The organism is Klebsiella quasivariicola (genome assembly GCF_002269255.1).
Taxonomy (GTDB): Bacteria; Pseudomonadota; Gammaproteobacteria; order Enterobacterales; family Enterobacteriaceae; genus Klebsiella; species Klebsiella quasivariicola.
Genome location: NZ_CP022823.1, coordinates 2240706 through 2267265, shown reverse-complemented (window position 1 = coordinate 2267265; position 26560 = coordinate 2240706). Strand labels below are relative to the sequence as shown.

The following is a 26560-nucleotide window of genomic DNA, read 5'->3' as shown; positions in this document are numbered from 1 at the left end:
CCCTGCTCCCGCAGCCCTGTGGGCAATTCCAGGAATAAGCTGAAACCGGTTGGGTAAGGTGCCGCCCAACCGGAGGCGTCGCTGCGCGCCACCGTTACGCCCGGGTTCGTTGCGCCGCCAGCAGCGCGTTGAGCTCCGGCACGCAAGAGCCGCAGTTGGTCCCGCATTTCAGCTTCCCACCCAGCGCCCCGACGCTGGCGCAGCCGCTGGCGATGGCCTCGTTAATTGACCATTCCCCCACCCCAAAGCAGCTGCAGACGATCCGCCCCCGCGGCGCGACGGCGGCGCCCGGTCGGCCGCTAAGCAAGGCATGTCGCTGGACGGCATCGGACGGCGGCGCGGCAAAGGCAGCGCTTATCCATGCGCAATCAACCGCCGGCTCGCGCGCATCGCTCCACCAGCCGAGCATCAGCCTTCCCTGATGCCAGGCCAGCAGGTTCCACACCGCGCCGCCGTCAGCCACCTGTAACTGCCAGCCGCGCCGGGCGCACCACGCGCTGAGCCACTGTCGGGCAGATGCCTCCCCGGCCAGCGAGTAGTGCAGCACGCCTGGCGCCGCCCGCCGCCGCCAGTGCCAGGCCGCAGGAAATGGTAACGGTTCGCGGCAAAAAAGCTCGCTGTGCCAGGCCGGTTGCCAGGCGGCGATGGCCACCGCCGCCTGTTTACTTTCCGGCTGGCCGGAATACGGGTCCGTGACGGCGGCCAGCAGGTTATTTACCCGCCCCTGACGGGCAAACTGGTTGTTCCAGTGCATCGGAACAAACAGCGAGCCGGGGCGCTGCCCTTCGCTGATCGCCACTTTCGCCACCATCACCCCATGCCGCGACCAGATCCGCGCCAGCCCGTCAGCGGGAAGCTGATAGCGAACGGCATCCTGCGGCGCCACCTCCACCATTGGCTCAGCGATATGCTGCATCAGCCGCGGCACCGCGCCGGTACGGGTCATGGTGTGCCACTGATCGCGGATCCGCCCGCTGTTGAGGATCAGCGGATAAAAGGCATCGGTTGTCGCCCGGGTCGGTTGAGGCGTCACCGGCACCATCCGCAGCCTGCCATCGCCATGCCAGCCGCGCGTGATATCCCAGGCGACCTCGCTGCGGCTGACCGGCCAGCGCACCGGCGGCATGGTGTCCCACGCCTCACGGCTGAGATCCGCCAGCGCGCCGATATCAAACGCCCGCTGGCCGTCGTTTTCGAAACCGGACAGCGCCGCATGCTCGCGGAAGACGTCATGCGGATGCTGCCAGGCAAACGCCTCGCGATACCCCAGAGCCTGGCCCACTCTGGCGATGATCCACCAGTCCGCTTTCGCCTCCCCCGGCGGCGGCAGAAAGCTGCGCTGACGGGAGATCCGCCGCTCCGAGTTGGTGACCGTGCCATTCTTCTCGCCCCAGGCCAGCGCTGGAAAGCGGATGTGGGCGAAACGTCCGGTATCGGTCTGGGCGGCGACATCCGAGACGATCACCAGCGGACAGGCGGCCAGCGCCTGGCTCACCGCGTGGCTGTCAGGGAGCGACACCACCGGGTTGGTACCCATGATCCAGACCGCTTTGACCTCGCCGCGGCCAATGGCGGCAAACAGCTCCACGGCGGTCAGCCCGGGGGTCTGCGCCAGCCGTTCCGTCCCCCAGAAGCGGGCCAGCCGCTGCAGATCGTCTGGCACAAAATCCATGTGCGCCGCCAGCATCGTCGCCAGCCCGCCGACTTCGCGGCCGCCCATGGCGTTGGGTTGACCGGTCAGCGAAAAGGGGCCGCATCCGCGGCGGCCATACTTCCCGCTGGCCAGATGGACGTTGATGATGGCGTTACATTTGTCGCTGCCGCTGGCGGATTGATTGATTCCCATGGTGTAGAGGGTGATCGCCCGCGGGGCGGCGATGAACTCGCGATAGAATCCCGCCACCTCATCGGCAGGCAGACCGCAAAAGGCCGCCACCCTCGCCACGTCCCAGCCGCGGGCGGCGGCCAGCGCCTGCGGGCCGTCGCGAAAGCCATCGACGCAGGCTCCTGCCTCAGCCAGGGCGTTAAGCAGCCCCGCAAACAACCCGCCGTCGCTTCCTGGGGCCAGCGCCAGATGGCGGTCGGCGATCTCGCAGGTAGCGGTGCGCCGGGGGTCGATCACCACGATCCGCAATCGGGGATTATCCCGCTTCGCCTGCGCCAGCCGCTGGAACAGCACCGGATGCGCCCAGGCGGCGTTCGAGCCGACCAGCACCACCAGATCGCTGTTTTCCACATCCTCATAGCTACAGGGCACCACATCGGCGCCAAAGGCCCGCTTGTAGCCGGTCACCGCCGACGACATACACAGCCGCGAATTGGTGTCGATGTTCGCCGCGCCGATAAATCCCTTCATCAGCTTGTTGGCGGCATAGTAATCCTCGGTTAACAGCTGGCCGGAGGCGTAAAAGGCCACCGCCTGCGGGCCGTGCTGGTCGATAACCTGTTGCAGGCGCGCAGCGGTCTCCGCCAGCGCCTGAGACCAGGCTACCTGCTGGCCGTCCACCTCCGGCGCCAGCAGCCGCCCCGCCAGGCCCGTGGTCTCCCCAAGGGCCGCCCCTTTGACGCACAGGCGGCCGAGGTTGGCCGGGTGCTGATCGTCGCCGCGCACGCTCACCTGCCCCGCGTCGTCCACGCTCGCCAGCACCCCGCAGCCTACGCCGCAGTAGGGGCAGGTCGTTCGGATGGTCTGCATCAGGAGGCCTCCGCTCGGGCCAGCAGCTGCTGGCTGCCCACCCACACTTTGCCGTTTTCCACTTTCACCGGCCAGGCGCGTACCGCCTGTTCACTGCCGTCGCACGGCCAGCCGTCGCGCAGGCGAATCCGCTGTTTGTACAGCGGGGAAATCACCACCGGCTCGCCGCCGACGTCCCCTAACAGCCCGCGTGACAGCACGTTGGCCGCGCTGCCCGGCTCGCGGTTGTCGAGGGCGTAGACCCGATCGCCAAAGCGGAACAGGGCAATCTGCCGCTCCCCTAAGCGGGCGCCGATCCCCGCCTGCGCCGGGATGGCGTCAAGGTCGCATACCGCCTGCCACGGCCGGGATGGGAGTTCGCCCTCGGGCAACGTCTCAGTCTGTAACAGCTGCGGCTGACCACGCAGCTCGTGGCGCTGCACCGCCTCGTCCGGCTGGTCGCTATTAACGAAGGAGCGGAACAGCGCCAGACGCTGCGGATCGTTGAGGGTGGTCTGCCACTCGCACTGGTAGCTGTCGACGATCCGGGCCATCTCCTGCTCCAGCTCCTCGCCAATGCCGAGACTATCCTCCAGCACCACCTGCCGCAGATAGGCGACGCCGCCCTCCAGGTTATCCATCCAGGTGCTGGTCCGCTGCAGGCGATCGGCGGTACGGATATAGAACATCAGCAGACGATCGATGCTGCGGATCAGCGTCGCTTCGTCGAGATCGCTGGCAAACAGGTCGGCGTGACGCGGTTTCATCCCGCCGTTGCCGCAGACGTACAGATTCCAGCCTTTGTCGGTGGCAATCACCCCGATATCTTTCCCCTGGGCTTCAGCGCATTCGCGGGTGCAGCCGGAGACCGCCATCTTGATTTTGTGCGGGGCGCGTAGCCCTTTATAGCGATGCTCGAGCCGTACCGCGAGCCCGGTGGAGTCCTGCACGCCGTAGCGACACCAGGTTGAGCCGACGCAGGATTTCACCGTGCGCAGCGACTTGCCGTAGGCGTGGCCGGTTTCAAACCCGGCGTCGGCCAGCTCGCGCCAGATAGCCGGCAGCTGTTCCAGCCGCGCGCCAAACAGATCGATACGCTGGCCGCCGGTCACTTTGCTGTAGAGCTGGTAACGTTTGGCGATCTGCCCGATAGCGATCAGCCCGTCCGGCGTCACTTCCCCTGCCGCCATCCGCGGCACCACCGAATAGGTTCCGTCCTTCTGAATGTTGGCGAAATAGCGGTCGTTGGTATCCTGCAGCGGCAGGTGCGCCGGCTTCAGCAGGTACTCGTTCCAGCAGGAAGCCAGCACCGAGGCCACCAGCGGTTTGCAGACATCACAGCCGTGTCCCTGGCCGTAGCGGCTAATCAGCTGCTCGAAGGTATGGATATGATTGACCCGTACCAGGTGGTAAATCTCCTGGCGCGACCACGGGAAATGCTCGCAGACGTCTTTTTTCACTTCGACGCCCTGCTCCGCCAGCTGGTACTCCATCACCTGTTTCACCAGCGCGCTGCAGCCGCCGCAGCCGGTGGCCGCTCTGGTGCAGCTTTTTATCGCCGCCATATCCCCCGCCCCATTGTTCACCGCCTGGCAGATATCGCCTTTGCTGACATTATGGCAGGAGCAGATCGGCGCGCTGTCGGGCAGCGCCGCGACGCCGAGCGCCTTCGGCGCGGCGCCCTCCAGCGCGGGCAGGATCAGGCTCTCCGGACGCGGCGGCAGCGCCATGCCGTTCAGCATCATCTGCAGCAGCGTGGCATAGTCGCTGGCCTCCCCCACCAGCACGCCGCCAAGCAGGGTTTTGCCGTCCTGACTGACGACGATTTTTTTGTACACCTGCTGCGGACCGTCGGTCCATTGATAGCTCTGGCAGCCCGGCGTGCGCCCCTGCGCATCGCCAAATGAGGCGACGTCCACCCCCAGCAGCTTCAGTTTGGTGCTCATGTCGGCGCCGCTAAAGCAGGCGTCTTCTCCCGCGAGGGTGGCCGCGGCGATACGCGCCATCTGATAGCCCGGCGCCACCAGACCGTAAATTTTATTGTCCCACAGGGCGCATTCGCCTATCGCCAGCACGTCCGGGTCAGAGGTGCGGCACTGGCCGTCGATGTGAATGCCCCCGCGTTCGCCCACCTGCAGCATGCAACCGCGGGCCAGCGCGTCCTGCGGACGGATCCCCGCCGAGAAGACCACCATGTCGGTCCGCAGCGCGCCGCCGTCGGCAAAGTTCAGCCGCAGGCCGTCGGCCTCGCGCACGATGGCGGTGGTCGCTTTGCTGGTATGCACCCCCACGCCGAGGGCGACGATCTTCTCCCGCAGCATCGCCGCCCCGCCGTTATCCAGCTGGACGGCCATCAGGTTCGGGGCAAACTCCACTACGTGCGTGTCCAGCCCCAGCTGTTTCAGGGCGTTAGCCGCCTCCAGCCCGAGCAGGCCGCCGCCGATAACCACTCCGGTCTTCGCCGCGGCGGCATGGGCGGCGATACGGTCGAGATCGTCAAGAGTGCGGTAGACAAAGCACCCGTCGAGATCGTTGCCAGGGATCGGCGGAACAAAGGGATAGGAGCCGGTCGCCAGCACCAGTTTATCCCAGTGGGTTTCATGTCCCTCGGCATCTCGCACCAGCCGCGCGTCGCGGTCGATCGTCGCCACCGCCTCGCCGAGGCGGAGTTCGATGCCGTGCTGGTGAAAGAAATCATCGGCCACCAGCGACAGCGATTGAGCGCTGCGCCCGGCGAAATATTCGGAAAGATGTACCCGGTCGTAGGCGGGGTAACGCTCTTCGCCAAACACCACGATTCGATATTGCTGATGCAGATTGCGGCTCACGCATTGTTCGAGAAAATGGTGGCCGACCATGCCATGTCCCACCAGCACTAATACAGGTTTCGTCATTGTCATCATTCCTGCAGCCTGCGGCTGCGTTGAAGAGGGGTCAAAAAGCCAGTCCGCGGTGGCGGGCTCGTCGCTTTCCAGGCGCGCGGTGAGCGCGGCGGCGGCGGTGCAGTCGCCCATCAGCAGCACGCCGCGCAGGCGGCCGTCGCGCAGCAGAAGGCGACGGTAGTGGCGATCGATGGGGTCCCAGCTGGTATAGATGTCATCCTGTTCGCCGGCCTGCTGCTCGCCAGCGCTAAAGAGTTCAATGCCGGTAACCTTCAGGCGGGTCCCGGCGTCCTGCCAGACAAAGCCCTCGCCGGGGGCGCCGCACAGGCGATCCGCCAGTACCTCGGCCTGGCGCAGGCAGGGAGCCACCAGCCCCCAGGTCTGGCCGTCAATTTCGCAACATTCCCCGACGGCGCTGATCCCCGGCAGCGAGGCGGCCATCTGGCGGTCAACCACGATCCCCCGCTGACACAGCACGCCGCTCTGCGCCGCCAGACGGCTGTTAGGCTGCACGCCGGTGGCCAGCACCACTCTGGCGGCACGGAAAGCGCGCCCGTCCGCCAGCCGCACGCCATCCTCTTCGATGGCGGCGATCCGGCATTCCAGCACGCAGCGGATGCCGCGTGCTTCAAGTTGCTGCCTGAGCTCATCGGCGGCAAAAGCGTCGGTCAGCGGCGCCATTAATCCGCTGCCGCGATGCAGAAGAGTGACCTCTCCGCCGTGACGACGCAGCGCCGCCGCCGCTTCCACCCCCAGCACCCCGCCGCCAATCACCACCGCCGGGCCGGGTATCGCCAGAATACGTTCCACGTCCGCCAGAGTGCGGAAGGGCATAACCTGCGGACGATCACTGCCCGGCAGCGGCGGGATAAAGGGCCGCGAACCGGTGGCGAACACCAGCTCATCCCACGGCAGCCAGGTTTCCGCGATGCGCAGCCGCCGTTGCTGAATATCGACTTCATCGACCGCCTCGCCAGACCGCAGGCACACCCCGTGCCGGGTGTACCACTCCGCCGGCAGCAACGGGATCTGCGCCGCCGTTTTTTCACCTGCCAGCAGCGGCGAGAGCTGAATGCGGTTATAGGCCGGGTGCGGCTCGTCGCCGACGACGGTAATGGCAAACCGCGCGGGGTCGCGCTCAACCAGCCGCTGCACCAGCCGGGTGGCCGCCATGCCGTTACCGATCACCACCAGTCGCCGCGTCATGACCGCCTCCTTACGCCGCTTTCGGCTGTTTTTCATACAGGAAATGGAGGATCTGCTGGCGCAGATGGTGATACCGGCTGTCGTCCGCCAGCTGAACGCGGTGGCGCGGACGCGGCAGATCGACCGCGAGGATCTCGCCGACCGTCGCCGCCGGACCGTTGGTCATCATCAGCACCCGATCCGAGAGCAGCACCGCTTCATCAACGTCGTGGGTGATCATGACGATGGTGGTATTGAGCTCCTGCTGGATATGCATCACCGTGTCCTGGAGGTGGGCGCGGGTCAGCGCATCCAGGGCGCCGAAGGGCTCATCAAGCAGCAGCACTTTCGGCTTCATCGCCAGCGCCCGGGCGATACCCACCCGCTGCTTCATGCCGCCGGAGATCTCCCCGGGACGTTTGTGCAGCGCATGACCCATCTGTACGCGCGCCAGGTTGTGTTCGATCCACTCCCGGCGCTCACTCTTGCTCATGGTGCGACGGAACACCTGATCCACCGCCAGCGCCACATTGTCGAAACAGCTCAGCCACGGCAGCAGCGAGTGGTTCTGGAAAACCACCGCCCGCTCCGGCCCGGGACCGGCGATTTCCCGGTTATCACACAGTAGTCCGCCCTCGGTAGGGGTGGTGATCCCGGCGATCAGGTTTAGCAGGGTCGATTTTCCGCAACCCGAGTGGCCGATCAGGCTAATGGTCTCCCCTTCGACGATATCGAAGGAGACATTCTGCAGCGCCAGGAACTCGCCGCTGGCGGTGTTGAAGCGTTGGCTGACGGCCTGCACCTGAATTAATGGTTTCATGTTGGCTCCTTATTTTTCCTGCCAGCTAAAGCGGCGAGCGAGCAGCATCAGGCCCTGCTCCAGCAGCAGGCCGACGACGCCGATAATGACGATGGCGATGATGATGTTTTCCACATTGAGGTTGTTCCACTCGTTCCAGATCCAGAAGCCGATCCCCAGCCCGCCGGTAAGCATTTCCGCCGCCACGATCACCAGCCAGGCGATGCCGATGGAGAGGCGCACGCCGGTAAGCACCGCCGGCAGCACCGCCGGAAAGAGGATTTTGCGCATCACCGTCCACTCCGAGAGCTGGAGGACGCGGGCGACGTTGAGATAGTCCTGCGGGATCCGCCGCACACCCTCCGCGGTGTTGATCACCATCGGCCAGATGGAGCAGATAAAAATGGTCCAGCTGGAAGCCGGCTCCGCCTTCTGGAACAGCAGCAGGCCAATCGGCAGCCAGGCCAGCGGGCTGACCGGGCGCAGCAGAGCAATCAGCGGATTAAACATGCGGGCGAAGAACAGCGAACGGCCGATCAAAAACCCCAGCGGAATGCCCGCCAGCGCCGCCAGGCCGAAGCCCACCGCCACGCGCTGCAGGGAGGCCAGCACGTTCCAGCCGATGCCCATGTCATTGGGCCCGTCCTGATAGAACGGATCGGCAAACAGGGTCAGCGCCGAGTCCAGCGTGCTCAGCGGCGTGGGAAAGCCTTTGCTATGCATCGCCGCCAGCTGCCAGGCCAGCAGCAGCACACCCAGCCCCAACAGCGGGGGCAGCAGGCGCTGGGTGAGCTCACGCAGCCAGCGCGTGACGGTCGGCGTGGTGCGCCGGACCTGCACCGGCGGCAGGATAATCACTTCGCCAGGCGCGTTGTCCACGCTGACGACCGGTTGCTTACGTTGTGCCTGCTTCATCTCATGCCCCCTTACGTTGAATAGAGAAATGGCGGGCGTAGCCTTCCGGGTCGGACCCGTTCCAGACCGTCCCGTCCATTAGTGTGCTGCTGCGCATCGCGGCTGCCGGGGTGCTGATCCCGCCGACCGCCTGGGCGGCAGCCTGCCAGACATCGATGCGGTTAATGCGCGACGCCACCGCGAGGTAATCCGGAGCCTGCTTCAGCAACCCCCAGCGGCGGAACTGGGTGAGGAACCACATCCCGTCCGACAGCCACGGGAAACTCACCTCGCCCCCGGCCCAGAAGCGCATCGGATGGGCATCCTGCCAGCGGCGGCCAAGGCCGTTGTCATACTCTCCCAGCATCCGGCCGGTGAGGTATTGCTCCTTGGTATTGAGCCAGCCGCGTCTGGCGAGCAGGCGGGCCGTCTCCCGGGTGTTCTCCGGCGAGGCGGCGATCCAGCGCTGCGCCTCCATCAGGGCCGCCACCAGCGCGCGGGCGGTGTTCGGGTTGCGTTCCACCCAGTCGCGACGGGTGCCCAGCACCTTTTCCGGATGCTCGGGCCAGATATCCTGGGTAGTGGCCGCGGTGAAGCCGATACGGTCGTTAATAGCGCGGGCGTTCCACGGCTCGCCGACACAAAAGCCGCTCATATTGCCGATGCGCATGTTCATCACCATCTGCGGCGGCGGCACCACGACGGTGCGCACATCGTTGAAGGGATCGATGCCGGCGCTCGCCAGCCAGTAGTAAAGCCACATGGCATGGGTGCCGGTAGGAAAGGTATGGGCGAAGGTGTAACTGCCCGGCGCGCTGCGGTCGATCAGCCGCTTCAGCCCGCCGAGGTCGGTCACCCCTTTCTCCTGCAGCTCGCTGGAGAGGGTAATCGCCTGGCCATTGCGGTTGAGGGTCATCAAATTGGCCATCGCCTGCGGCTTGCTGGCGATCCCCAGTTCGAGGCCGTACAGCAGGCCATAGAGAATATGCGCCGCGTCGAGCTCGCCGGCCACCAGCTTGTCGCGCACCGCCGCCCAGCTGGCTTCCTTACTCGCCACCAGGGTGATGCCATATTTTTGGTCAAACCCCTTCGCCGCGGCGATGGCCAGCGGCGCGCAATCGGTCAGCGGAATAAATCCGACCCGCACGCGGGTTTGCTCCGGTTTGTCCGAGCCGCCGGCCCAGGCGGCCTGCATCACGCCCGGCAGCAGCATCGCGCCGCCCAGCGCGGCCCCTGCCTGCAGCAAGCGCCGCCGGGAAATTGAAAATTTGTCGCCCATATCCGCTCCACCATGCGCAAAAAAAAAGCGCCCGACAGTGCATACGCACTGCAGGACGCCTTTATCCACGGACACCCGAACCGCCATTGGTTCGTTGCCCGGACTTTTATTCACTTAATAAGTAATGCAAACGGGATGCCAGCTTTGGCAATAGCGCGCTGGCGGGCTTTTTCTCAACGCTGGCCGGTTTTTCACCTAAAAGTGCACCGCCGGCAGGCAAAGAATGCCCATCGATTGTGCATCTACTCCTTTGGTGTTAGCGGCCAAATCGCCTTCACCATCAGCAGCGCGCGGGCTATCTCAACCATGCGCTGATTTTTGTCCATGGCCATCTTGCGCAGCGTCTGCCAGGCCTGCTCCTCCTGCATTCCCTGGTGCGTCATCAGCAGACTTTTCGCTTTTTCGATCAGCTTGCGCTCTTCGAGCGCGTCTTTCAGCGAGGCCAGCTGGCTGGAGAGCTGCTGCAGCTCATAGGCCTGCTGGCGCACCAGCGGCAGTAGCTGTTTATCGAGCCGTGGCGTCACGCTATCGTCTTCCTCTCCGGCCTGCCAGCCAGGCGCGTCGTCTGCTAACAGCGCGTCGGTGGCATCCAGCAGATCGTCGATCAGTTGCTCTTCCACTTCGCGCAGTTGCTCAAGCCGTTGGGTTTGCAGGCCAAACCAGCGCAGCGCCGTTTCCCCGCCGTCGGCAGCCGGCTGGCGGGTACAGGCGATCCGCCGCAGCTGTTCAATATCCAGACCGGCGTGGCACTGGGTTCTGAACAACTGGACGGTCGCCGGGCTGCCCAGCGCCTGAAAGCTGTCGAAGCAGGGCTGCTGACCGTCAATACGGTCCACCAGCTGCTGGCGCAGGCTGTCGCTGAACTCGCCGCGGGTAAAGCCCAATGCTCCCAGCGCGCGCTCCTGGCCCACCAGCTCTTTTCCCTGCATAAAGCTGTACAGGGCGACCATCCGACCAGCCACCGGCGGATCGTCAATGCTGTCATTGAGCTGCGGGGCGATGTTCAGCAGATGGCGGATGACGCGGCTGAACTGCTCCGTCGCGGCTTCAGCGGCAATTTGCCGGCGGCCGATCTGCGCGCGTAGCGCCGGGAGCTGCGCCAGCTCGTCAACCGCTCTGGCGATACGCCAGCACAGCGCGCTGCCGGCTACCGCGCGCGCCCGTTCGAGGCTGGCATAAAACAGGGCTAGCCGCTCGTCAACCAGCGCCCCTCCCGCCCGACACTCCGCTGTATACAGCAAGCCGCCCGAGCAAAGATAGATATTTGACGCCCCGCGCTCACACTGCAGCATATGCACCAGCGCGCTGAGCTGGCTGGCCAGTTCCCCCAGTTGGCTAAGCTGCTGAAGCTGTTGCTTTTGCAGGCGACGCGCCAGCTGCAGCCAGGCCGTCGCATCGTGCGCATGACCAGTCGTATTATTCATACCCCTCCTCCGGGTTAACGCTTTATACTGCCTAAAGCAATAACCGTGCCTTTAAGAAGGAGTTTGTATGCAACGTATTGTGATCATCGCCAACGGCGCCGCCTACGGCAGCGAATCCCTGTTCAACAGCCTGCGCCTGGCCATTGCCCTGCGCGAGCAGCAGTCCGACCTCGATCTCAAGCTGTTTCTGATGTCCGACGCCGTCACCGCCGGGCTGCGCGGGCAGAAGCCAGCAGAAGGGTATAATGTGCAGCAGATGCTGGAGATCCTCACCGCCCAGCAGGTTCCCGTGAAGCTGTGTAAAACCTGCGCGGACGGCCGCGGGGTCAGCGTACTGCCGCTGGTTGACGGCGTGGAGGTTGGCACTCTCGTTGAGCTGGCCCAGTGGACCCTGGCGGCAGATAAAGTGCTGACCTTCTGAATCTGGGGCGCCAAACGGCAGGAAATATCAGGTTTCGCAGCCTGCGGAGGTAAAAAAAACGTTAGCTGAATGCTTTCAGGAACAACGTCATTTTTGTTTAATCTTTATCCCTTTTTTTGATCAAAATCAGCATCCCGACCCGCGCCGTTTGGTGTGATGCACAGAGCAAAGTGTGAACAATATCACGCGAGGACTGGGTGGGCAGGATGCTGTAGCGGGACAGAAACGGGGTATAAAATGGCGATGGTTAAAGCAAGTTTGACGTTATTTGGTGGTGACACGCTGGTGGTGCGGTGCTCAGAGCGCTGCCATATTCATCTGATGAGCGCGAAGGTCCCGGGCGACAGTCATGCGGATATTCTGAGCGTGCAGGATCGGGACAGCGCCTATCTGACGGTGCCCTACAGCGGCACCTGGAACGTGCTTATCGACAGTCACAGCCAGTCGCTGGAGCACTCCATCAGCTACGTGCCGGCCTGACCGTCACTGCCAGAACACACGCCCGGTCATGCCGGGCGTGAGATTCATGACAAACCTCATGCAATCATTGTACTTGCAGATTGCACCAGAAAAATAACAAGGAAAATCAATTTATTGATTTTCGGCTGATAACCACCAGTAAGGAAAAACCACGCTTTTTCCTTACTGGTCAGCAATCGGACGCCCGGTCATGCCGGGCGTTTTCTTTTGCGCGCGCTCAGGCCAGGCCCGCCGTCGGACTCTCGCCCAACAGCGCGCGGACGCTGGCCACCAGGTCATCGAGACTGGCATCGTGCATGCCCAGCTTGCGCAGCGCCTGCTCAAGCGAAAACAGATACTGGGCGTTGGTGCCGAGCGGCCCGCTGGCCCGGGCGATCAGCGGGGCGATAACCTGGGCACTGGTATCCGGTTCAAACAGTGGATGGCGCGGATCCATAATAAACACCAGGGCATTCACCGTCCGTCCGTCGTCCAGCTCCAGCTTGCACCAGGTGGGCAGATAGCAGCCGGTGATCATCTCCCGCTTCCACAGCAGGGTCAGCTCCTCCTCCAGCGTGTCGTCAGGCAGACGATAGGCGACGCCGGTGGTTCGGCCGCCCTCTTTGAGAGCCAGCATGCGTCCCGGCTGGCAGGCACTACCGCGCCCGGCGGTCAACCGCAGGCAAAACGCACGGTGCCAGCCCGGCAGCGTGCCGGTGCAGGACTCGCGATAATTGAGCGCCGGGTTCCAGATAAGCGAACCGTAGCCAAAGATCCATACTGAGCCATCATCCGGGCGGCAGGCCAGCGTCGCCGCCAGCGAGGCTGCACGTTGTTCTGCCGACCAGAGTAGCGATTCCTCAATAGCGCCAAACGCTGTCTTACAATCCGCATTCATTAAGAAATCACGAGTTAACACTGTTTACTACCTCCGCCACTGCCCGCTTCCCGGCGTTCGTCTCATGCATCCGTCAATATTGCTGAAATATTATCCAGCTTTATCTTTCAATAAGCAATCAGCGGGGCGCTGGCAAGCGAAAAAGCGGCGTCAGCGATTATTTTTTCTTATGCCACTTATCATCATCGCCTTTCTCATAGCTGTTCTTCACCGCCGCCCAGGCGACTTTGTGCGCCGTCTCTTCGCGGCTGGCGTCATCGCGCCGCTCGTCTTTATCTTTATATTGATCCCAGGCACTGTTAAACGCTTCTTTGTAAATTTCCTGCGCATGGGCAGGCAGAACGTGCTGAACGCTGTCGGGGAGCTCTCGTTTACTGTGATAGGGCATAATGATCTCCTGTTTGAGCATAAAATCTCAGTTTGGTACGCGGACGGCTGGCTATCAAGGCGATGCTAAGTGATAAAACGATTTTAGTAATTATCTGAATAGTAAGTATTAAATAAAATTAAGCGCAAATTATAATAAACTAATCAAGATATCTCTCGATACCCGTAAACTTAAGTAAAAATACAGCGTCAATTTAGCAAAATCTGTTACTTTACCGCCCTACGTTTTTATAATTATAACACCTGCATAAATGGAGATGGTTCATGACCCATGCACATGAGGCGGTAAAAACCCGCCATAAGGAGTCCTCCCTCGTCTTTCCGGTGCTGGCGCTGGCGGTGCTGTTTTTCTGGGGAAGCAGCCAGTCACTGCCAGTGGTTATCGCGATTAATATCCTCGCGCTGGTGGGTATTTTAAGCAGCGCCTTCAGCGTAGTCCGCCACGCCGACGTCCTCGCCCATCGCCTGGGCGAACCCTACGGCTCCCTGATTTTAAGCCTGTCGGTGGTTATCCTTGAGGTCAGTCTGATCTCCGCCTTAATGGCCACCGGCGACGCCGCCCCGACCCTGATGCGTGATACCCTCTACTCCATCATAATGATCGTCACCGGCGGTCTGGTCGGTTTCTCCCTGCTGCTGGGCGGGCGTAAATTCGCCACCCAATATATGAATCTGTTCGGCATTAAGCAGTATCTTATCGCCCTGTTTCCGCTGGCAATTATCGTGCTGGTGTTTCCGATGGCGCTGCCGGGCGCAAACTTCAGCACCGGGCAATCGCTGCTGGTGGCGGTGATCTCGGCGGCCATGTACGGCGTTTTCCTGCTGATTCAGACCAAAACCCATCAGAGTCTGTTTGTTTATGAGCATGAGGACGACGGCGACGATGACGACCCGCACCACGGTAAACCCTCCGCCCACAGCAGCGGGTGGCATACCGCCTGGCTGCTGGTGCACCTGGTAGCGGTGATCGCGGTTACCAAAATGAACGCTAACCCGCTGGAAACGCTGTTGACCAGCATGAATGCCCCGGTGGCCTTTACCGGCTTCCTGGTGGCTCTGCTGATCCTGTCGCCGGAAGGTCTTGGCGCCCTGAAAGCGGTGCTCAATAATCAGGTGCAGCGGGCGATGAACCTGTTCTTCGGCTCCGTGCTGGCCACCATCTCGCTGACGGTCCCGGTGGTCACCCTCATCGCCTTCCTGACCGGCAACGAGCTGCGCTTTGGCCTTGGCGCGCCGGAGATGGTGGTGATGGTCGCCTCGCTGGTGCTCTGCCATATCTCCTTTTCCACCGGGCGCACCAATGTGCTGAACGGCGCGGCCCACCTGGCGCTGTTCGCCGCCTACCTGATGACCATTTTCGCCTGATAACCTTTCTCCGCCCGGCAGAGCCCGGGCGAAAAAAAAGCCTGCCGGTTTTTACGCCGGCAGGCTTTTTACTAATGCAATCAGACTTACTTGCTGGTATCCAGCTCGTCGAAGCTTTTCACCAGATCGTCAATCGCTTTCATCTGCTTGAGGAACGGCTCCAGTTTATCCAGCGGCAGCGCGGACGGGCCGTCGCATTTCGCGTGGTCCGGATCCGGATGCGCTTCGATAAACAGACCGGCGATACCTACCGCCATACCGGCGCGAGCGAGTTCGCTCACCTGGGCACGACGACCGCCAGAAGCCGCGCCAAACGGATCGCGGCACTGCAGCGCGTGGGTGACGTCGAAAATGACCGGCGAGTTGTTGGAGGCTTTCTTCATCACGCCGAAGCCAAGCATATCCACGACCAGATTGTCGTAACCGAAGTTAGCGCCGCGGTCGCACAGAATGACTTTGTCGTTGCCCCCTTCGATAAACTTATCGACGATATTGCCCATCTGACCCGGGCTGACGAACTGCGGCTTCTTGACGTTGATCACCGCCCCGGTTTTGGCCATCGCTTCCACCAGGTCAGTCTGGCGCGCGAGGAAGGCCGGAAGCTGGATCACGTCCACCACGTCAGCCACCGGCTGCGCCTGGCTGGCTTCATGAACGTCGGTGATGATTTTCACGCCAAAGGTCTGCTTCAGCTCCTGGAAAATCTTCATCCCTTCTTCCAGACCCGGCCCACGATAGGAGTGGATGGAGGAACGGTTGGCTTTATCAAAGGAGGCTTTGAAGACGTAGGGGATGCCGAGCTTCTGCGTAACGGTGACGTAATGTTCGCAGATGCGCATCGCCAGATCGCGCGACTCCAGCACATTCATCCCGCCGAACAGCACGAACGGCAGGTCGTTTGCTACGTTGATATCACCAATGCTAACCACTTTTTGTTTCATAAGTTCGCCTTATCAGGGTGTAACCGGAATGGTTCCAGACTAATGCAATGTAATTTGTTTGTGCGAAATCGTGTTGATCTGCGCGCGGATCATCTCACTGATCGGATCCTCCGGGCACTGCTCAACGAAATAGCTCAGATCCAGCAGCGCAACGTGATCGCAATCCAGCTGGGCGTAAATCAGCCCACGGTCGCGGATCTCGTACGGATCTTCCGGGTTAAACTGCAGCAGCGCCTCGCTGGCGCGCAGGGCCAGCTCCATCTGTCGCTCTTCCATCAGCGCCGACTTCAGGGTATCCAGTAGTTTGCGGATCACCTCGGCATTATCCGCTTCGTCGAGGTCTTCATTAAACAGTTCTGCCACCGGGCCGATGTTGCCTTTCAGCCAGACCTCCAGGGTATGCTCGTCGAGGGTCTCGCCGTTGAACGGATTAATCAGCCACATCTCCTCGCTGGTTTCCGGATCCGCGCGCAGCAGCATCTGGGTCGGGAAGATCACTGGCACCACCGGCAGCTCCAGACGCTGGGCAATCCACAGCAGGATCGCGCCTAACGACACCGCACTGCCCTGGCGGGTGACCAGCACTTTATCCAGCCACAATGCGTCGGAAAGACGATACACGCCCTGCGAGGCGCCAAAGCCCCACTCCTCGTAAAACAACTCCAGCAGGCGTTCTATCTGGCGCTCCTGGTCCCACGAAGGCGCAATCTCCTCCTGCGCCAGGCGCAGCAGCCGCTGCAGCTCTTCCTCAACAAAATGCGTCGGAAAATCGTCGCGGACCTGTACAGAAATGAGGACCATGCCATCACATAATGGCGCTTTGTTAAATTCGAAATCCGCTAATGACCCCATGACCTACCCCAGTATCGGTATTCTTGTGATGGCGAGTTGAATGATGATAAACAACACCACCAGCGCCAGCAGGAACGCGATAAAGCGGCTCTGCTGGCTGCGCGGACGACGACGGCCCAGCGCGATAAAACCTAATGCGATGTAAATGATAACGCCAAACAGCTTTTCAGTCAGCCATGCGCCGTCTTCAGTGAACGGCAGGTAATGCGTTATCGCCATTAATCCCGCGCCGCTGAGAAACAGCAGCGTGTCGCTGCAGTGCGGCGCAATTCGCACCCACCGCTGGTTCAGCAGTGGGCTCTGGTGATACATCCACCAGTAACGTAAAACGAACAATCCTACCGACACCGCCACGCTGGCGATGTGCAGGTAGAGGACAGCCGTGAATAAGTTCATCCGCCAATCTTCTCCATGCCCATGTCCGGTAAATGCCCAAGAGTCAAACGTTCATTGTCGCCATAGTCGCGGCAGGTCGCGACATCAAGATAACCCGCCTCGCGGAACAGGGTGCGCACCGCTTCGCCCTGGGTCCAGCCATGCTCCAGCAGCATAGTGCCGCCGGGCAGCAGATACTGTCGCCCCTCGCGGATAATCTGCGCCAGATCGGCAAGCCCATGATCGGCGGCGACCAGCGCCGTCCGCGGCTCAAAGCGCACATCGCCCTCGGCAAGATGCGGATCGGCGGCATCGATGTAGGGCGGATTACTGACAATCATGGCGAAGCGCTGCCCGGGCAGTGCGCTAAACCAGTCGCTTTGCCGTATCGTCACGTTGGCGATACCCAGATGGGCGGCGTTGCGTAACGCCAGCGCCACGGCGTCCGGCATCCGGTCCACCGCGGTGACCTCACAGTCCGGACGCTCGCTGGCCAGCGCCAGAGCGATAGCGCCGGTTCCGGTGCCAAGATCGAGAATACGGCACGGCGCGGCGGGCAGACGCGCCAGCGCCTGCTCTACCAGACATTCGGTATCCGGACGGGGGATCAGCGTCGCCGGGGAGACGAACAGCGGCAGCGACCAGAACTCGCGCTGTCCGACCAGATGAGCGATGGGCTCCCCGCGCTGGCGTCGCTCCAGAAGCGCCTCCAGCGTCGTCGCCTCGTCAGCAGAGAGCGTCGTTTCACCGAAGGCCAAAATCCAGGTACGCGCCCGGCCGGTAACGTGTCCCAGCAGGATCTCGGCGTCACGTCGCGGGCTGTCGCTTTCACGCAGCCGGGCGATCGCCTGCTGCAGCCAGGCCTGAAAGGTCATCATTCCTGCTCGGACAGCGCCGCCAGCTGATCGGCCTGGTGTTCCTGCACAATCGGCTCAATCAGCATGTCGAGTTTGCCCTCCATCGCCTCGTCCAGACGATAGAGCGTCAGGTTGATACGGTGGTCGGTCACGCGGCCCTGCGGGAAGTTGTAAGTACGGTTGCGGTCGCTACGATCGCCGCTGCCCAGCAGGTTGCGGCGCGTGGAGGCTTCCGCCTGCTGGCGTTTGGCCACTTCGGCGGCGCGGATGCGCGCCCCCAGCACCGACAGCGCCTTAGCTTTGTTTTTATGCTGAGAACGCTCGTCCTGACACTCCACCACAATGCCGGTCGGCAGGTGCGTAATACGGATAGCCGAGTCGGTGGTGTTAACGTGCTGACCGCCCGCCCCGGAGGAACGGAAGGTATCGATGCGCAGATCCGCCGGGTTGATGTCCGGCATTTCGGCTTCCGGCAGCTCCGGCATCACCGCCACGGTGCAGGCAGAGGTGTGGATACGCCCCTGCGACTCGGTGGCCGGCACGCGCTGCACGCGATGCCCGCCGGATTCAAATTTGAGCCGGCCATAGACGCCGTCGCCGCTGATCTTGGCGATCACTTCTTTGAAACCGCCGTGCTCACCTTCGTTGGCGCTGAGGATCTCCACCTGCCAGCGGCGCGATTCTGCATAGCGGCTGTACATGCGGAACAGATCGCCGGCAAACAGCGCCGCTTCGTCGCCGCCGGTCCCGGCGCGCACTTCCACGAAAGCGTTACGCTCATCATCAGGATCTTTCGGCAGCAGCAGAACCTGCAGCTGTTGCTCCAGCTGTTCGCCTTTTTCTTTGGCGTCACGCAGCTCTTCCTGCGCCATTTCGCGCATTTCCGGATCGTCGAGCATCATCTGCGCGGTTTCAATATCCTCCTGCACCTGACGCCAGTCGGTATAGCAGCGCGCCACATCGCTCAGCTGAGCATATTCCCGCGATAGTGCGCGGAATTTATCCTGATCGGCAATCGTCGCGGCATCGCCGAGCAGCGCCTGCACTTCTTCATGGCGCTCGTACAACGCTTCCAGTTTGGCAACAATAGAAGACTTCATAGGCGTGAATTCACCCTGTCCTGAAAATAAGAGAAAGGTGCGCTATTCCAGCCCGAGGCTGTTGCGCAGAATATGCAGGCGTTCATCGTCCCCGTCACGGGCGGCCTGCTGAAGAGATTTGGTTGGCGCGTGGATCAGGCGATTGGTCAGCTTGCGCGCCAGATCCTGCATTATTTCCTGGGCATCACCGCCCTGCTCCAGCGCAGCCAGCGCCTTCGCCGTCAGCTCCTCACGGACCTGCTCAGACTGAGAGCGGTATTCGCGAATCGTCTCGCTGGCGCTTTGCGCGCGCAGCCAGGCCATAAATTCGCTGGTCTCCTGCTCAACGATCGATTCGGCCTGCACCGCGGCGGCCTTACGCTGCGCCAGGTTATGCTGAATGATATTTTGCAGATCGTCGACGCTATAGAGGTAGGCGTTAGCCAGTTTGCCGACCTCTGGTTCAACGTCGCGCGGGACGGCGATATCCACCAGCAGCATCGGCTGGTTACGCCGCGCCTTAAGCGCGCGCTCCACCATGCCTTTGCCGATAATTGGCAACGGGCTGGCGGTGGAGCTGATAATGATATCAGCCTCTTTCAGCCGTTCGTCGATATCGCTGAGGGCAATCACCTCGGCGCCCACTTCTTCCGCCAGCGCCTGGGCGCGTTCACGGGTGCGGTTGGCGATGACCATTTTGCGCACGTGATGTTCGCGAAGATGGCGCGCTACCAGTTCAATAGTTTCACCGGCGCCGACCAATAACACGGTGACGCTGGAGAGCGATTCAAAGATTTGCCGCGCCAGGGTACAGGCAGCGAAAGCCACAGAGACCGCACTGGCGCCGATATCGGTTTCGGTACGCACGCGCTTGGCCACCGAGAACGATTTCTGGAACATCCGCTCCAGTTCGCTGACGTTAAGATGGCCGCGGCTGGAGTCGGCGAAGGCTTTTTTCACCTGGCCGAGGATCTGCGGTTCGCCCAGCACCAGCGAGTCAAGGCCGCTGGCGACGCGCATCAGATGGCTGACAGCGTCGTTATCCTGATGCCAGTAGAGGCTTTTCCGCAGGTCTTCTTCGTTAAGGCCGTGGTAGTTGCACAGCCAACGGATCAGCGCTTCCTGCAGGTTATCCTGCTCTTCGACGCTGAGATAGAGTTCCGTGCGGTTGCAGGTCGACAGCACCACCCCACCCTGCACCATCGGCTGAGCCAACAAGCTCTCCAGCGCCTTATCGAGCGTTTCCGGCGAAAACGTGACGCGTTCTCGCAGGGCGACCGGAGCTGTTTTGTGATTGATGCCAAGAGCTAAAAGGGTCATTGTGAGGGAGTAGTACCAGCGTTGCTAAGGTTAGTCTGAGTGCATCATACAGGATGCGCGTAATCAATAAAAGAGAGGCTCCCCTTTTGGAGTAATAGCCAAAGCAAGACCGCCATTAAGGTTAATTTTTTGATTTCAGACAACTTGAACGTAGACGCTATCGCCCGGCGACGCTAGCATTAAGGGTTATAAATGTAACCTGCTACACAAATCGGCCCGCTGTTCCCCTGCCGCCGTTTTTCCCTGTAGACATCAAGGATTTGTCATCATTATGAATCGACTGTTCCGCCTGCTGCCGCTGGCCAGCCTCGTCCTTACCGCCTGTTCTCTTCATACGCCGCAAGGGCCTGGCAAAAGCCCGGATTCGCCGCAGTGGCGTCAGCATCAGCAGGCTGTTCGCAGCCTCAACCAGTTCCAGACTCGCGGGGCGTTTGCCTATCTTTCCGATCAGCAAAAAGTCTATGCCCGCTTCTTCTGGCAACAAACCGGCCAGGACCGCTATCGCCTGCTGCTCACCAACCCGCTGGGCAGCACCGAGCTGTCGCTGACCGCGCAACCGGGCAGCGTCCAGCTGATCGATAACAAAGGCCAGACCTACACCGCCACCGATGCCGAGGAGATGATTGGCCGCCTGACCGGGATGCCGATCCCGCTGAACAGCCTGCGCCAGTGGATCATCGGCCTGCCGGGCGATGCCACCGACTATTCGCTGGACGATCAGTACCGTCTGCGTGAACTTAACTACACGCAAAATGGCAAGACATGGCACGTCACTTACGGTGGCTACACCAGCGATACCCAGCCAGCGCTGCCGTCTAATATCGAGCTGAACAATGGTGCCCAGCGTATCAAGCTGAAGATGGATAACTGGATCGTGAAATGATGACCCGCTGGCCCTCTCCTGCAAAACTGAATCTGTTTTTATACATCACCGGCCAACGGGCCGATGGTTATCATACTCTGCAGACGCTGTTTCAGTTTCTTGATTACGGCGATACGCTGAGCATCGAACCGCGTACTGACGGCCAACTGCGCCTGCTGACGCCGGTGCCCGGGGTGCCGGACGAGGAGAACCTGATCGTTCGCGCCGCGCGTCTGCTAATGTGTGCCGCCAGCGAAAGCGAACGTCTGCCGGCGGGCAGCGGCGCCGATATCAGTATCGATAAGCGCCTGCCGATGGGCGGCGGCCTGGGCGGTGGCTCCTCCAATGCCGCCACCGTGCTGGTGGCGCTCAACCATCTGTGGGGCTGCGGTCTCTCGGAAGATGAGCTGGCGACTCTTGGCCTTCAGCTGGGGGCCGATGTGCCGGTTTTCGTGCGCGGCCATGCCGCCTTCGCCGAGGGGGTGGGTGAAATACTGACGCCGGTAGAACCCGAGGAAAAATGGTACCTGGTGGCCCACCCGGGGGTCAGTATTCCGACGCCGATCATTTTTCGCGATCCGGAGCTACCACGAAATACCCCGCGCCGGTCAATTAATACGTTATTAAATTGTGAATTCAGCAACGATTGCGAGCTTATCGCAAGAAAACGTTTTCGCGAGGTTGATGCCGCGCTTTCCTGGCTGTTAGAATATGCGCCGTCACGCCTGACCGGCACAGGGGCCTGTGTGTTTGCTGAATTTAACACCGAATCCGCTGCCCGTCAGGTGCTGGACACTGCCCCGGCATGGCTAAATGGCTTTGTGGCGCGCGGAGTTAACCTTTCGCCGCTCAAGCAGGCCCTGCTCTGAATCCTGCGCCGTGATGGCACATTGATAATGAGTCAGCCGGGGAAATTGAGTTACGGTGACAACGTCACCCTGTTCCAGACGTTGCATCGTGCTCTTTAAATACACCGACTGGATCGAATGGCGCCATCCCGCACATTATTGGCCCATTCATCCACCACTGGACGCATGCCTGAGGTTCTTCTCGTGCCTGATATGAAGCTTTTTGCTGGTAACGCCACCCCGGAACTAGCACAACGTATTGCCAACCGCCTGTACACTTCTCTTGGCGACGCCGCTGTAGGTCGTTTTAGCGACGGCGAAGTCAGCGTACAAATCAATGAAAACGTACGCGGTGGTGATATTTTCATCATCCAGTCCACTTGTGCTCCCACCAATGACAACCTGATGGAACTGGTTGTTATGGTTGATGCTCTGCGTCGTGCTTCGGCAGGTCGTATCACCGCCGTTATCCCTTACTTCGGTTATGCTCGTCAGGACCGTCGTGTTCGTTCTGCTCGTGTGCCAATCACCGCAAAAGTGGTGGCGGATTTTCTGTCCAGCGTCGGCGTTGACCGCGTGCTGACCGTTGACCTGCACGCAGAACAGATCCAGGGCTTCTTCGATGTGCCAGTCGATAACGTGTTCGGCAGCCCAATCCTGCTGGAAGATATGCTGCAGCTGAACCTGGACAACCCGATTGTGGTTTCTCCGGACATCGGCGGCGTCGTGCGTGCCCGCGCTATCGCTAAACTGCTGAATGATACCGATATGGCTATCATCGACAAGCGCCGTCCGCGCGCCAACGTCTCCCAGGTGATGCACATCATCGGCGACGTTGCCGGTCGTGACTGCGTGATGGTCGACGATATGATCGACACCGGCGGCACCCTGTGTAAAGCGGCAGAAGCGCTGAAAGAGCGTGGCGCGAAACGCGTATTCGCTTACGCGACGCACCCAATCTTCTCCGGCAACGCTATCCAGAACATCAAAAACTCTGTCATTGATGAATTTGTCGTCTGCGATACCATTCCGCTGGCACCAGAAATCAAAGCGCTGGATAAAGTGCGTACTCTGACGCTCTCCGGTATGCTGGCTGAAGCTATTCGCCGTATCAGCAATGAAGAATCTATCTCTGCTATGTTCGAACATTAATCGAGCCCAGCACAAAAACCCGCTGCGGCGGGTTTTTTTGTCTCCGCGCTTTATTTGTATGATCAATGCCTCCTTCACCTGCCATTTAGTTGACAGATGATGCGCTCATGGATGAAACATTATTGTGAACAGATTATTTTCCTCACATGTGATGCCTTTCCGCGCCCTCATCGACGCTTGTTGGAAAGAAAAATACAGTACCGCCCGCTTTACCCGCGACCTGATCGCCGGGATCACCGTCGGGATCATCGCGATTCCGCTGGCGATGGCACTGGCGATTGGCAGCGGTGTGCCGCCGCAGTACGGCCTCTATACCTCCGCGGTGGCAGGGATTGTGATCGCTTTAACCGGTGGGTCGCGCTTTAGCGTTTCCGGCCCAACCGCCGCCTTTGTGGTGATCCTTTATCCGGTTTCCCAACAGTTTGGCCTGGCGGGGCTGCTGGTGGCGACGCTGATGTCGGGGATATTTTTGATTCTCTTCGGCCTGGCGCGCTTTGGCCGCCTGATCGAATATATCCCGCTGTCGGTTACCCTCGGCTTCACCTCCGGGATCGGTATCACCATTGGTACCATGCAGATTAAAGACTTCCTCGGCCTGCAGATGCCCCATGTGCCGGAGCATTACCTGCAGAAAGTGGCGGCGCTGGCGATGGCCCTGCCGACCATTAACCTCGGGGATGCTGCCATCGGTATCGTTACTCTTGGCACCCTGATCCTCTGGCCGCGGCTGGGTATTCGCCTGCCGGGCCATCTTCCGGCATTACTCGCCGGTTGTGCGGTGATGCTGGTCGTCAATTTGCTCGGTGGCGATGTCGCCACAATTGGCTCACAGTTCCACTATCAGCTGGCGGACGGCACTCAGGGCAACGGTATTCCGCAACTTTTGCCGCAGCTGGTGCTGCCCTGGGATATGCCGGGTTCAAACTTTACCCTGAGCTGGGCCTCGCTGCAGGCTCTGCTGCCTGCCGCCTTCTCCATGGCGATGCTCGGCGCCATTGAGTCTCTGCTGTGCGCGGTGGTGCTCGATGGCATGACCGGTACCAAGCATAAAGCCAATAGCGAGCTGATTGGCCAGGGGCTGGGCAACATTGTCGCGCCATTCTTCGGCGGGATCACTGCCACCGCGGCGATTGCCCGCTCGGCGGCGAACGTCCGCGCCGGCGCCACATCGCCGGTTGCCGCCGTGATCCACGCCCTGCTGGTGATCCTCGCGCTACTGATCCTCGCCCCGCTGCTCTCCTGGCTGCCGCTGTCGGCGATGGCCGCCCTGCTGCTGATGGTCGCATGGAATATGAGCGAGGCACATAAAGTGATTAACCTGCTGCGCCATGCGCCGAAAGACGACATCGTGGTGATGCTGATGTGCATGTCGCTGACGGTGCTGTTTGATATGGTGATTGCTATCAGCGTCGGGATCGTGCTGGCCTCGCTGTTGTTTATGCGCCGTATCGCACGCATGACCCATCTGGCGCCGGTCAACGTCGAAGTGCCAGACGATGTGCTGGTGCTGCGGGTGATTGGACCGCTGTTCTTTGCCGCCGCCGAAGGCTTGTTCAACGACCTGGAGACCCGGATCGCTGGCAAGCGCATCGTGGTGCTGAAATGGGACGCGGTGCCGGTTCTCGACGCCGGTGGTCTGGATGCCTTCCAGCGCTTTGTGAACAAGCTACCGGAAGGCTGTGAATTGCGCGTATCTAACCTCGAGTTTCAGCCGCTGCGCACGTTAGCGCGCGCCGGCGTTAAGCCGCTGCCCGGACGCCTGAGCTTCTACCCCGATCGTCAGGCCGCGCTGGCTGACCTGTGATCACCCGGCGGCAGGCCCCTGCGCCTGCCGCATCAAGGCTCCGGTCGCCTGCTGCAGCCAGCGCAGCACCACCGGCGTCATCCAGGTACCCTTCATCAAATGCGGCTCCTGCTCCATCGCCTGACGAAACTTCTGTAACGTCTGCGGCCGGGTGCCGGCGTAGGACTGAAACAGTTCAAGCCACGCCCGGGCCAGCGCCTGACCCGACGCCGAGTCCGGCGCTACGCCCTCCCGACACGCCTGATGCAGCTTCGCCACCAGCGCAGGCCACTCCTGTAGCCGGTCGAAATAGTGCCGGCGGGTGAACGCCATCTCCTCGTCGTCGAGGTAACGAGCCCAGATGGCCAGTTTGCTTTCGGCAAAGGCCTCGGTGATAAAGGCGATGATGGCCGGGGTGACGCCGGTCTGTTCAACCATTTGCGGCTCGGCGGCATGCATCTCGTTCAGGCGGGTCAGAAACTCCGGGCGCCCTGCCGTATCCTGCTCCAGGCGCTCCATCCAGCGCGTCGCCAGACTCATCGCCTGCGGACTGTCCGTCGGGCAGCCGCTCGCCATCAGCGTCTGCACCTCCTCTGTTAGCTCGCGCCACGCCTGCGCGCGCTGTTCATCCTGTGCCGCAAACGGCAGCGCGGCTAACTCCTGTTGACTAAACCAACGATCGTACATTTTCATTAACTCCAGCGTCTGTAGCCAGGACTCCAGATCGGGTTCATTGCCGCCCGCCAGCGCCTCGCGCAGCACCAACAGCCGGTCGCGCAGCCTGCCGACATCGCGCAATTGGGCGTTGAGCGTCTCTATCTGCTGCGTCAGCAGCTCGGGTAGCGACAGCGTTTGCCGATCGAGATAGTCCTTGATGGTGGCGAGCGTCAGCCCGGCCTGCGCCAGCGCCTTTATCATATGCAGGCGCTGAACCGCGGACAGGTTATAGAGCCGATAGCCCGCCTCGCTTCTGGCCGAAGGCGTTAACAGCCCCGTCTGTTCATAATGATGCAGCGTACGCACCGTCATTCCGGCGCGCTTCGCCAGCTCTCCCACCTGAATTAACATGACTGCTCCTCTCTGTGGCCAGGTCCGCTACTCTGCAGCCTGACGTAACGTCAGGGTCAAGCAAAAACCGCGCTTGTTTTTCACTGTTGGCGGCAACCATAGCAGCACGAAGGTCAGGACGGAATGGGGGCGTAATGTGGCGGGAAATGAAAAAGAGATTACGAGAGACACAGGAAAACGCATCGGCCGTTACCGGCCGATGCGGGAAATCATGCTACGGTTAGCTGTGGCGATGCTGGTTACGACGGCAGCGTTTATCGTAGTGGCGCACCCACCAGTAGCGATCGCTGACCTGCTCGTGACCGCCAATACGGGCACCGGCCAGCCAGAGCACAGCGCCGACGAAGATACTTAAGATTGCGCCATGCGCAAAGAATTGTGGCAGGTTAAGCTGCGGAAGCTGGTTCAAGATGGAGTAACCCACCCCCACAACCATCACCACCAACCCTAACCCCATGAGTACGTTACCGAGTAACGAAGCGTTTTTGCGTTTCATGTGTCACCTCCGGAACTTTGGGTTGCCTGGGAATATCCCCAAATCTTATAGGTGTAGTATAGACAAGGCCCTTTCTCAGGAGTGCGCACACGATCACAATAGTGAACAGCGATTAGACAAAAATTTACAAATAACTCTCTGAACAATATCAAATTCTAATGATTTAGGGGAGCAATCATCAATGCTGGTGTTGTCTCCAGGCCAGAACTTTGTCAAGCGCGCCCGCAGACAGTACACTACGCGGCAGAGAATGCCCCATG

23 protein-coding genes are annotated in these 26560 nt (G+C 61.1%); 7 read left to right on the top strand and 16 right to left on the bottom strand.

The genetic code is table 11. The annotated features are described in order from the left end of the window. Positions 1-94 precede the first annotated feature (94 nt). The 6 genes from B8P98_RS11295 to nasR all read right to left on the bottom strand — a co-directional run bounded on the left by B8P98_RS11295 (position 95) and on the right by nasR (position 11137). Entirely contained in the window at positions 95-2695 is a 2601-nt protein-coding gene (locus B8P98_RS11295) for a nitrate reductase (protein WP_080896698.1), read from the bottom strand. Continuing rightward, positions 2695-6762, bottom strand: a complete 4068-nt coding sequence (gene nirB, locus B8P98_RS11290; protein WP_095033012.1) for a nitrite reductase large subunit NirB — start codon at positions 6760-6762, stop codon at positions 2695-2697. Before nirB ends, B8P98_RS11295 begins: the two co-directional genes overlap by 1 nt. Before the next feature lie 10 nt (positions 6763-6772). Continuing rightward, entirely contained in the window at positions 6773-7561 is a 789-nt protein-coding gene (locus B8P98_RS11285) for an ABC transporter ATP-binding protein (RefSeq protein ID WP_004145418.1), read from the bottom strand. A gap of 9 nt (positions 7562-7570) precedes the next feature. Beyond that, positions 7571-8455, bottom strand: coding sequence for a nitrate ABC transporter permease (gene ntrB, locus B8P98_RS11280; RefSeq protein ID WP_004152255.1), 885 nt, complete (start codon positions 8453-8455; stop codon positions 7571-7573). Between the two features lies 1 nt (position 8456). After that, entirely contained in the window at positions 8457-9713 is a 1257-nt protein-coding gene (locus B8P98_RS11275) for a CmpA/NrtA family ABC transporter substrate-binding protein (protein ID WP_095033632.1), read from the bottom strand. 242 nt (positions 9714-9955) lie between these two features. Further along, the gene (gene nasR, locus B8P98_RS11270; RefSeq protein ID WP_004214922.1) at positions 9956-11137 is read right to left on the bottom strand and encodes a nitrate regulatory protein NasR; all 1182 of its coding nucleotides are present in this window, start codon (positions 11135-11137) and stop codon (positions 9956-9958) included. Positions 11138-11204: 67 nt separating this feature from the next. Between nasR and B8P98_RS11265 the strand changes: the two genes are divergently transcribed. Then, a complete protein-coding gene (locus B8P98_RS11265) occupies positions 11205-11558 on the top strand; it encodes a DsrE/DsrF/TusD sulfur relay family protein (protein ID WP_004184593.1) in 354 nt (117 codons plus the stop codon). A gap of 237 nt (positions 11559-11795) precedes the next feature. Then, positions 11796-12038, top strand: coding sequence for a DUF1883 domain-containing protein (locus tag B8P98_RS11260; RefSeq protein WP_002910387.1), 243 nt, complete (start codon positions 11796-11798; stop codon positions 12036-12038). A gap of 217 nt (positions 12039-12255) precedes the next feature. Here the strand turns inward: B8P98_RS11260 and B8P98_RS11255 are convergent, their stop codons facing one another. Both B8P98_RS11255 and chaB read right to left on the bottom strand, forming a co-directional pair. Next, complete coding sequence (locus B8P98_RS11255) at positions 12256-12936, bottom strand: gamma-glutamylcyclotransferase (RefSeq protein ID WP_025712001.1); 681 nt, start codon at positions 12934-12936, stop codon at positions 12256-12258. Positions 12937-13072: 136 nt separating this feature from the next. Further along, positions 13073-13303 (bottom strand): putative cation transport regulator ChaB, encoded by a 231-nt coding sequence (gene chaB, locus B8P98_RS11250; protein ID WP_025712000.1) that lies wholly within the window; start codon positions 13301-13303, stop codon positions 13073-13075. A 263-nt stretch (positions 13304-13566) separates the two neighbouring features. On the opposite strand from chaB, the gene chaA reads away from it, so the two are divergent. Next, positions 13567-14667, top strand: a complete 1101-nt coding sequence (gene chaA, locus B8P98_RS11245) for a sodium-potassium/proton antiporter ChaA (RefSeq protein WP_004203207.1) — start codon at positions 13567-13569, stop codon at positions 14665-14667. 86 nt (positions 14668-14753) lie between these two features. Here chaA and kdsA read toward each other — a convergent pair whose 3' ends face one another. From kdsA to hemA, 6 genes are read right to left on the bottom strand one after another with little or no spacing between them, the layout of a single operon-like run. Next, entirely contained in the window at positions 14754-15608 is an 855-nt protein-coding gene (gene kdsA, locus B8P98_RS11240; protein WP_002910393.1) for a 3-deoxy-8-phosphooctulonate synthase, read from the bottom strand. Between the two features lie 39 nt (positions 15609-15647). After that, positions 15648-16460 (bottom strand): invasion regulator SirB1, encoded by an 813-nt coding sequence (sirB1, locus tag B8P98_RS11235; protein ID WP_095033011.1) that lies wholly within the window; start codon positions 16458-16460, stop codon positions 15648-15650. 3 nt (positions 16461-16463) lie between these two features. Next, a complete protein-coding gene (gene sirB2, locus B8P98_RS11230; protein ID WP_004203211.1) occupies positions 16464-16856 on the bottom strand; it encodes an invasion regulator SirB2 in 393 nt (130 codons plus the stop codon). Next, the gene (gene prmC / locus B8P98_RS11225; RefSeq protein ID WP_095033010.1) at positions 16853-17710 is read right to left on the bottom strand and encodes a peptide chain release factor N(5)-glutamine methyltransferase; all 858 of its coding nucleotides are present in this window, start codon (positions 17708-17710) and stop codon (positions 16853-16855) included. Before prmC ends, sirB2 begins: the two co-directional genes overlap by 4 nt. Further along, entirely contained in the window at positions 17710-18792 is a 1083-nt protein-coding gene (prfA, locus tag B8P98_RS11220; RefSeq protein ID WP_025711996.1) for a peptide chain release factor 1, read from the bottom strand. The genes prmC and prfA overlap by 1 nt, the downstream gene beginning before the upstream one ends. Positions 18793-18834: 42 nt before the next feature. Continuing rightward, entirely contained in the window at positions 18835-20091 is a 1257-nt protein-coding gene (hemA, locus tag B8P98_RS11215) for a glutamyl-tRNA reductase (RefSeq protein ID WP_002910404.1), read from the bottom strand. 271 nt (positions 20092-20362) lie between these two features. Between hemA and lolB the strand changes: the two genes are divergently transcribed. From lolB to dauA, 4 genes are all read left to right on the top strand, one after another. Continuing rightward, entirely contained in the window at positions 20363-20974 is a 612-nt protein-coding gene (lolB, locus tag B8P98_RS11210; protein WP_095033009.1) for a lipoprotein insertase outer membrane protein LolB, read from the top strand. Continuing rightward, positions 20974-21822 carry a 4-(cytidine 5'-diphospho)-2-C-methyl-D-erythritol kinase gene (gene ispE, locus B8P98_RS11205; RefSeq protein ID WP_167382691.1) on the top strand — a complete coding sequence of 283 codons (849 nt, stop codon included), beginning with the start codon at positions 20974-20976 and terminating at the stop codon, positions 21820-21822. The genes lolB and ispE overlap by 1 nt, the downstream gene beginning before the upstream one ends. A gap of 183 nt (positions 21823-22005) precedes the next feature. Further along, positions 22006-22953 (top strand): ribose-phosphate diphosphokinase, encoded by a 948-nt coding sequence (prs, locus tag B8P98_RS11195; RefSeq protein ID WP_002910407.1) that lies wholly within the window; start codon positions 22006-22008, stop codon positions 22951-22953. 124 nt (positions 22954-23077) lie between these two features. Continuing rightward, positions 23078-24757, top strand: a complete 1680-nt coding sequence (gene dauA / locus B8P98_RS11190; RefSeq protein WP_080896697.1) for a C4-dicarboxylic acid transporter DauA — start codon at positions 23078-23080, stop codon at positions 24755-24757. Here dauA and B8P98_RS11185 read toward each other — a convergent pair whose 3' ends face one another. Both B8P98_RS11185 and ychH read right to left on the bottom strand, forming a co-directional pair. Further along, complete coding sequence (locus B8P98_RS11185; protein WP_080924322.1) at positions 24758-25804, bottom strand: MerR family transcriptional regulator; 1047 nt, start codon at positions 25802-25804, stop codon at positions 24758-24760. Between the two features lie 220 nt (positions 25805-26024). Next, positions 26025-26300: a stress-induced protein YchH gene (ychH, locus tag B8P98_RS11180; RefSeq protein ID WP_002910437.1), complete on the bottom strand. Its 276-nt coding sequence runs from the start codon at positions 26298-26300 to the stop codon at positions 26025-26027. Positions 26301-26560: the final 260 nt, after the last annotated feature.

Excerpts from the sequence above, each read along its gene's own strand:
- B8P98_RS11295 (WP_080896698.1), bottom strand. The coding sequence starts at position 2,695 with ATGCAGACCATCCGAACGACCTGCCCCTACTGCGGCGTAGGCTGCGGG.
- nirB (WP_095033012.1), bottom strand. The coding sequence starts at position 6,762 with ATGACGCGGCGACTGGTGGTGATCGGTAACGGCATGGCGGCCACCCGG.
- B8P98_RS11285 (WP_004145418.1), bottom strand. The coding sequence starts at position 7,561 with ATGAAACCATTAATTCAGGTGCAGGCCGTCAGCCAACGCTTCAACACC.
- ntrB (WP_004152255.1), bottom strand. The coding sequence starts at position 8,455 with ATGAAGCAGGCACAACGTAAGCAACCGGTCGTCAGCGTGGACAACGCG.
- B8P98_RS11275 (WP_095033632.1), bottom strand. The coding sequence starts at position 9,713 with ATGGGCGACAAATTTTCAATTTCCCGGCGGCGCTTGCTGCAGGCAGGG.
- nasR (WP_004214922.1), bottom strand. The coding sequence starts at position 11,137 with ATGAATAATACGACTGGTCATGCGCACGATGCGACGGCCTGGCTGCAG.
- B8P98_RS11265 (WP_004184593.1), top strand. The coding sequence starts at position 11,205 with ATGCAACGTATTGTGATCATCGCCAACGGCGCCGCCTACGGCAGCGAA.
- B8P98_RS11260 (WP_002910387.1), top strand. The coding sequence starts at position 11,796 with ATGGCGATGGTTAAAGCAAGTTTGACGTTATTTGGTGGTGACACGCTG.
- chaB (WP_025712000.1), bottom strand. The coding sequence starts at position 13,303 with ATGCCCTATCACAGTAAACGAGAGCTCCCCGACAGCGTTCAGCACGTT.
- chaA (WP_004203207.1), top strand. The coding sequence starts at position 13,567 with ATGACCCATGCACATGAGGCGGTAAAAACCCGCCATAAGGAGTCCTCC.
- kdsA (WP_002910393.1), bottom strand. The coding sequence starts at position 15,608 with ATGAAACAAAAAGTGGTTAGCATTGGTGATATCAACGTAGCAAACGAC.
- sirB1 (WP_095033011.1), bottom strand. The coding sequence starts at position 16,460 with ATGGGGTCATTAGCGGATTTCGAATTTAACAAAGCGCCATTATGTGAT.
- sirB2 (WP_004203211.1), bottom strand. The coding sequence starts at position 16,856 with ATGAACTTATTCACGGCTGTCCTCTACCTGCACATCGCCAGCGTGGCG.
- prmC (WP_095033010.1), bottom strand. The coding sequence starts at position 17,710 with ATGACCTTTCAGGCCTGGCTGCAGCAGGCGATCGCCCGGCTGCGTGAA.
- prfA (WP_025711996.1), bottom strand. The coding sequence starts at position 18,792 with ATGAAGTCTTCTATTGTTGCCAAACTGGAAGCGTTGTACGAGCGCCAT.
- hemA (WP_002910404.1), bottom strand. The coding sequence starts at position 20,091 with ATGACCCTTTTAGCTCTTGGCATCAATCACAAAACAGCTCCGGTCGCC.
- lolB (WP_095033009.1), top strand. The coding sequence starts at position 20,363 with ATGAATCGACTGTTCCGCCTGCTGCCGCTGGCCAGCCTCGTCCTTACC.
- ispE (WP_167382691.1), top strand. The coding sequence starts at position 20,974 with ATGACCCGCTGGCCCTCTCCTGCAAAACTGAATCTGTTTTTATACATC.
- B8P98_RS11185 (WP_080924322.1), bottom strand. The coding sequence starts at position 25,804 with ATGTTAATTCAGGTGGGAGAGCTGGCGAAGCGCGCCGGAATGACGGTG.
- ychH (WP_002910437.1), bottom strand. The coding sequence starts at position 26,300 with ATGAAACGCAAAAACGCTTCGTTACTCGGTAACGTACTCATGGGGTTA.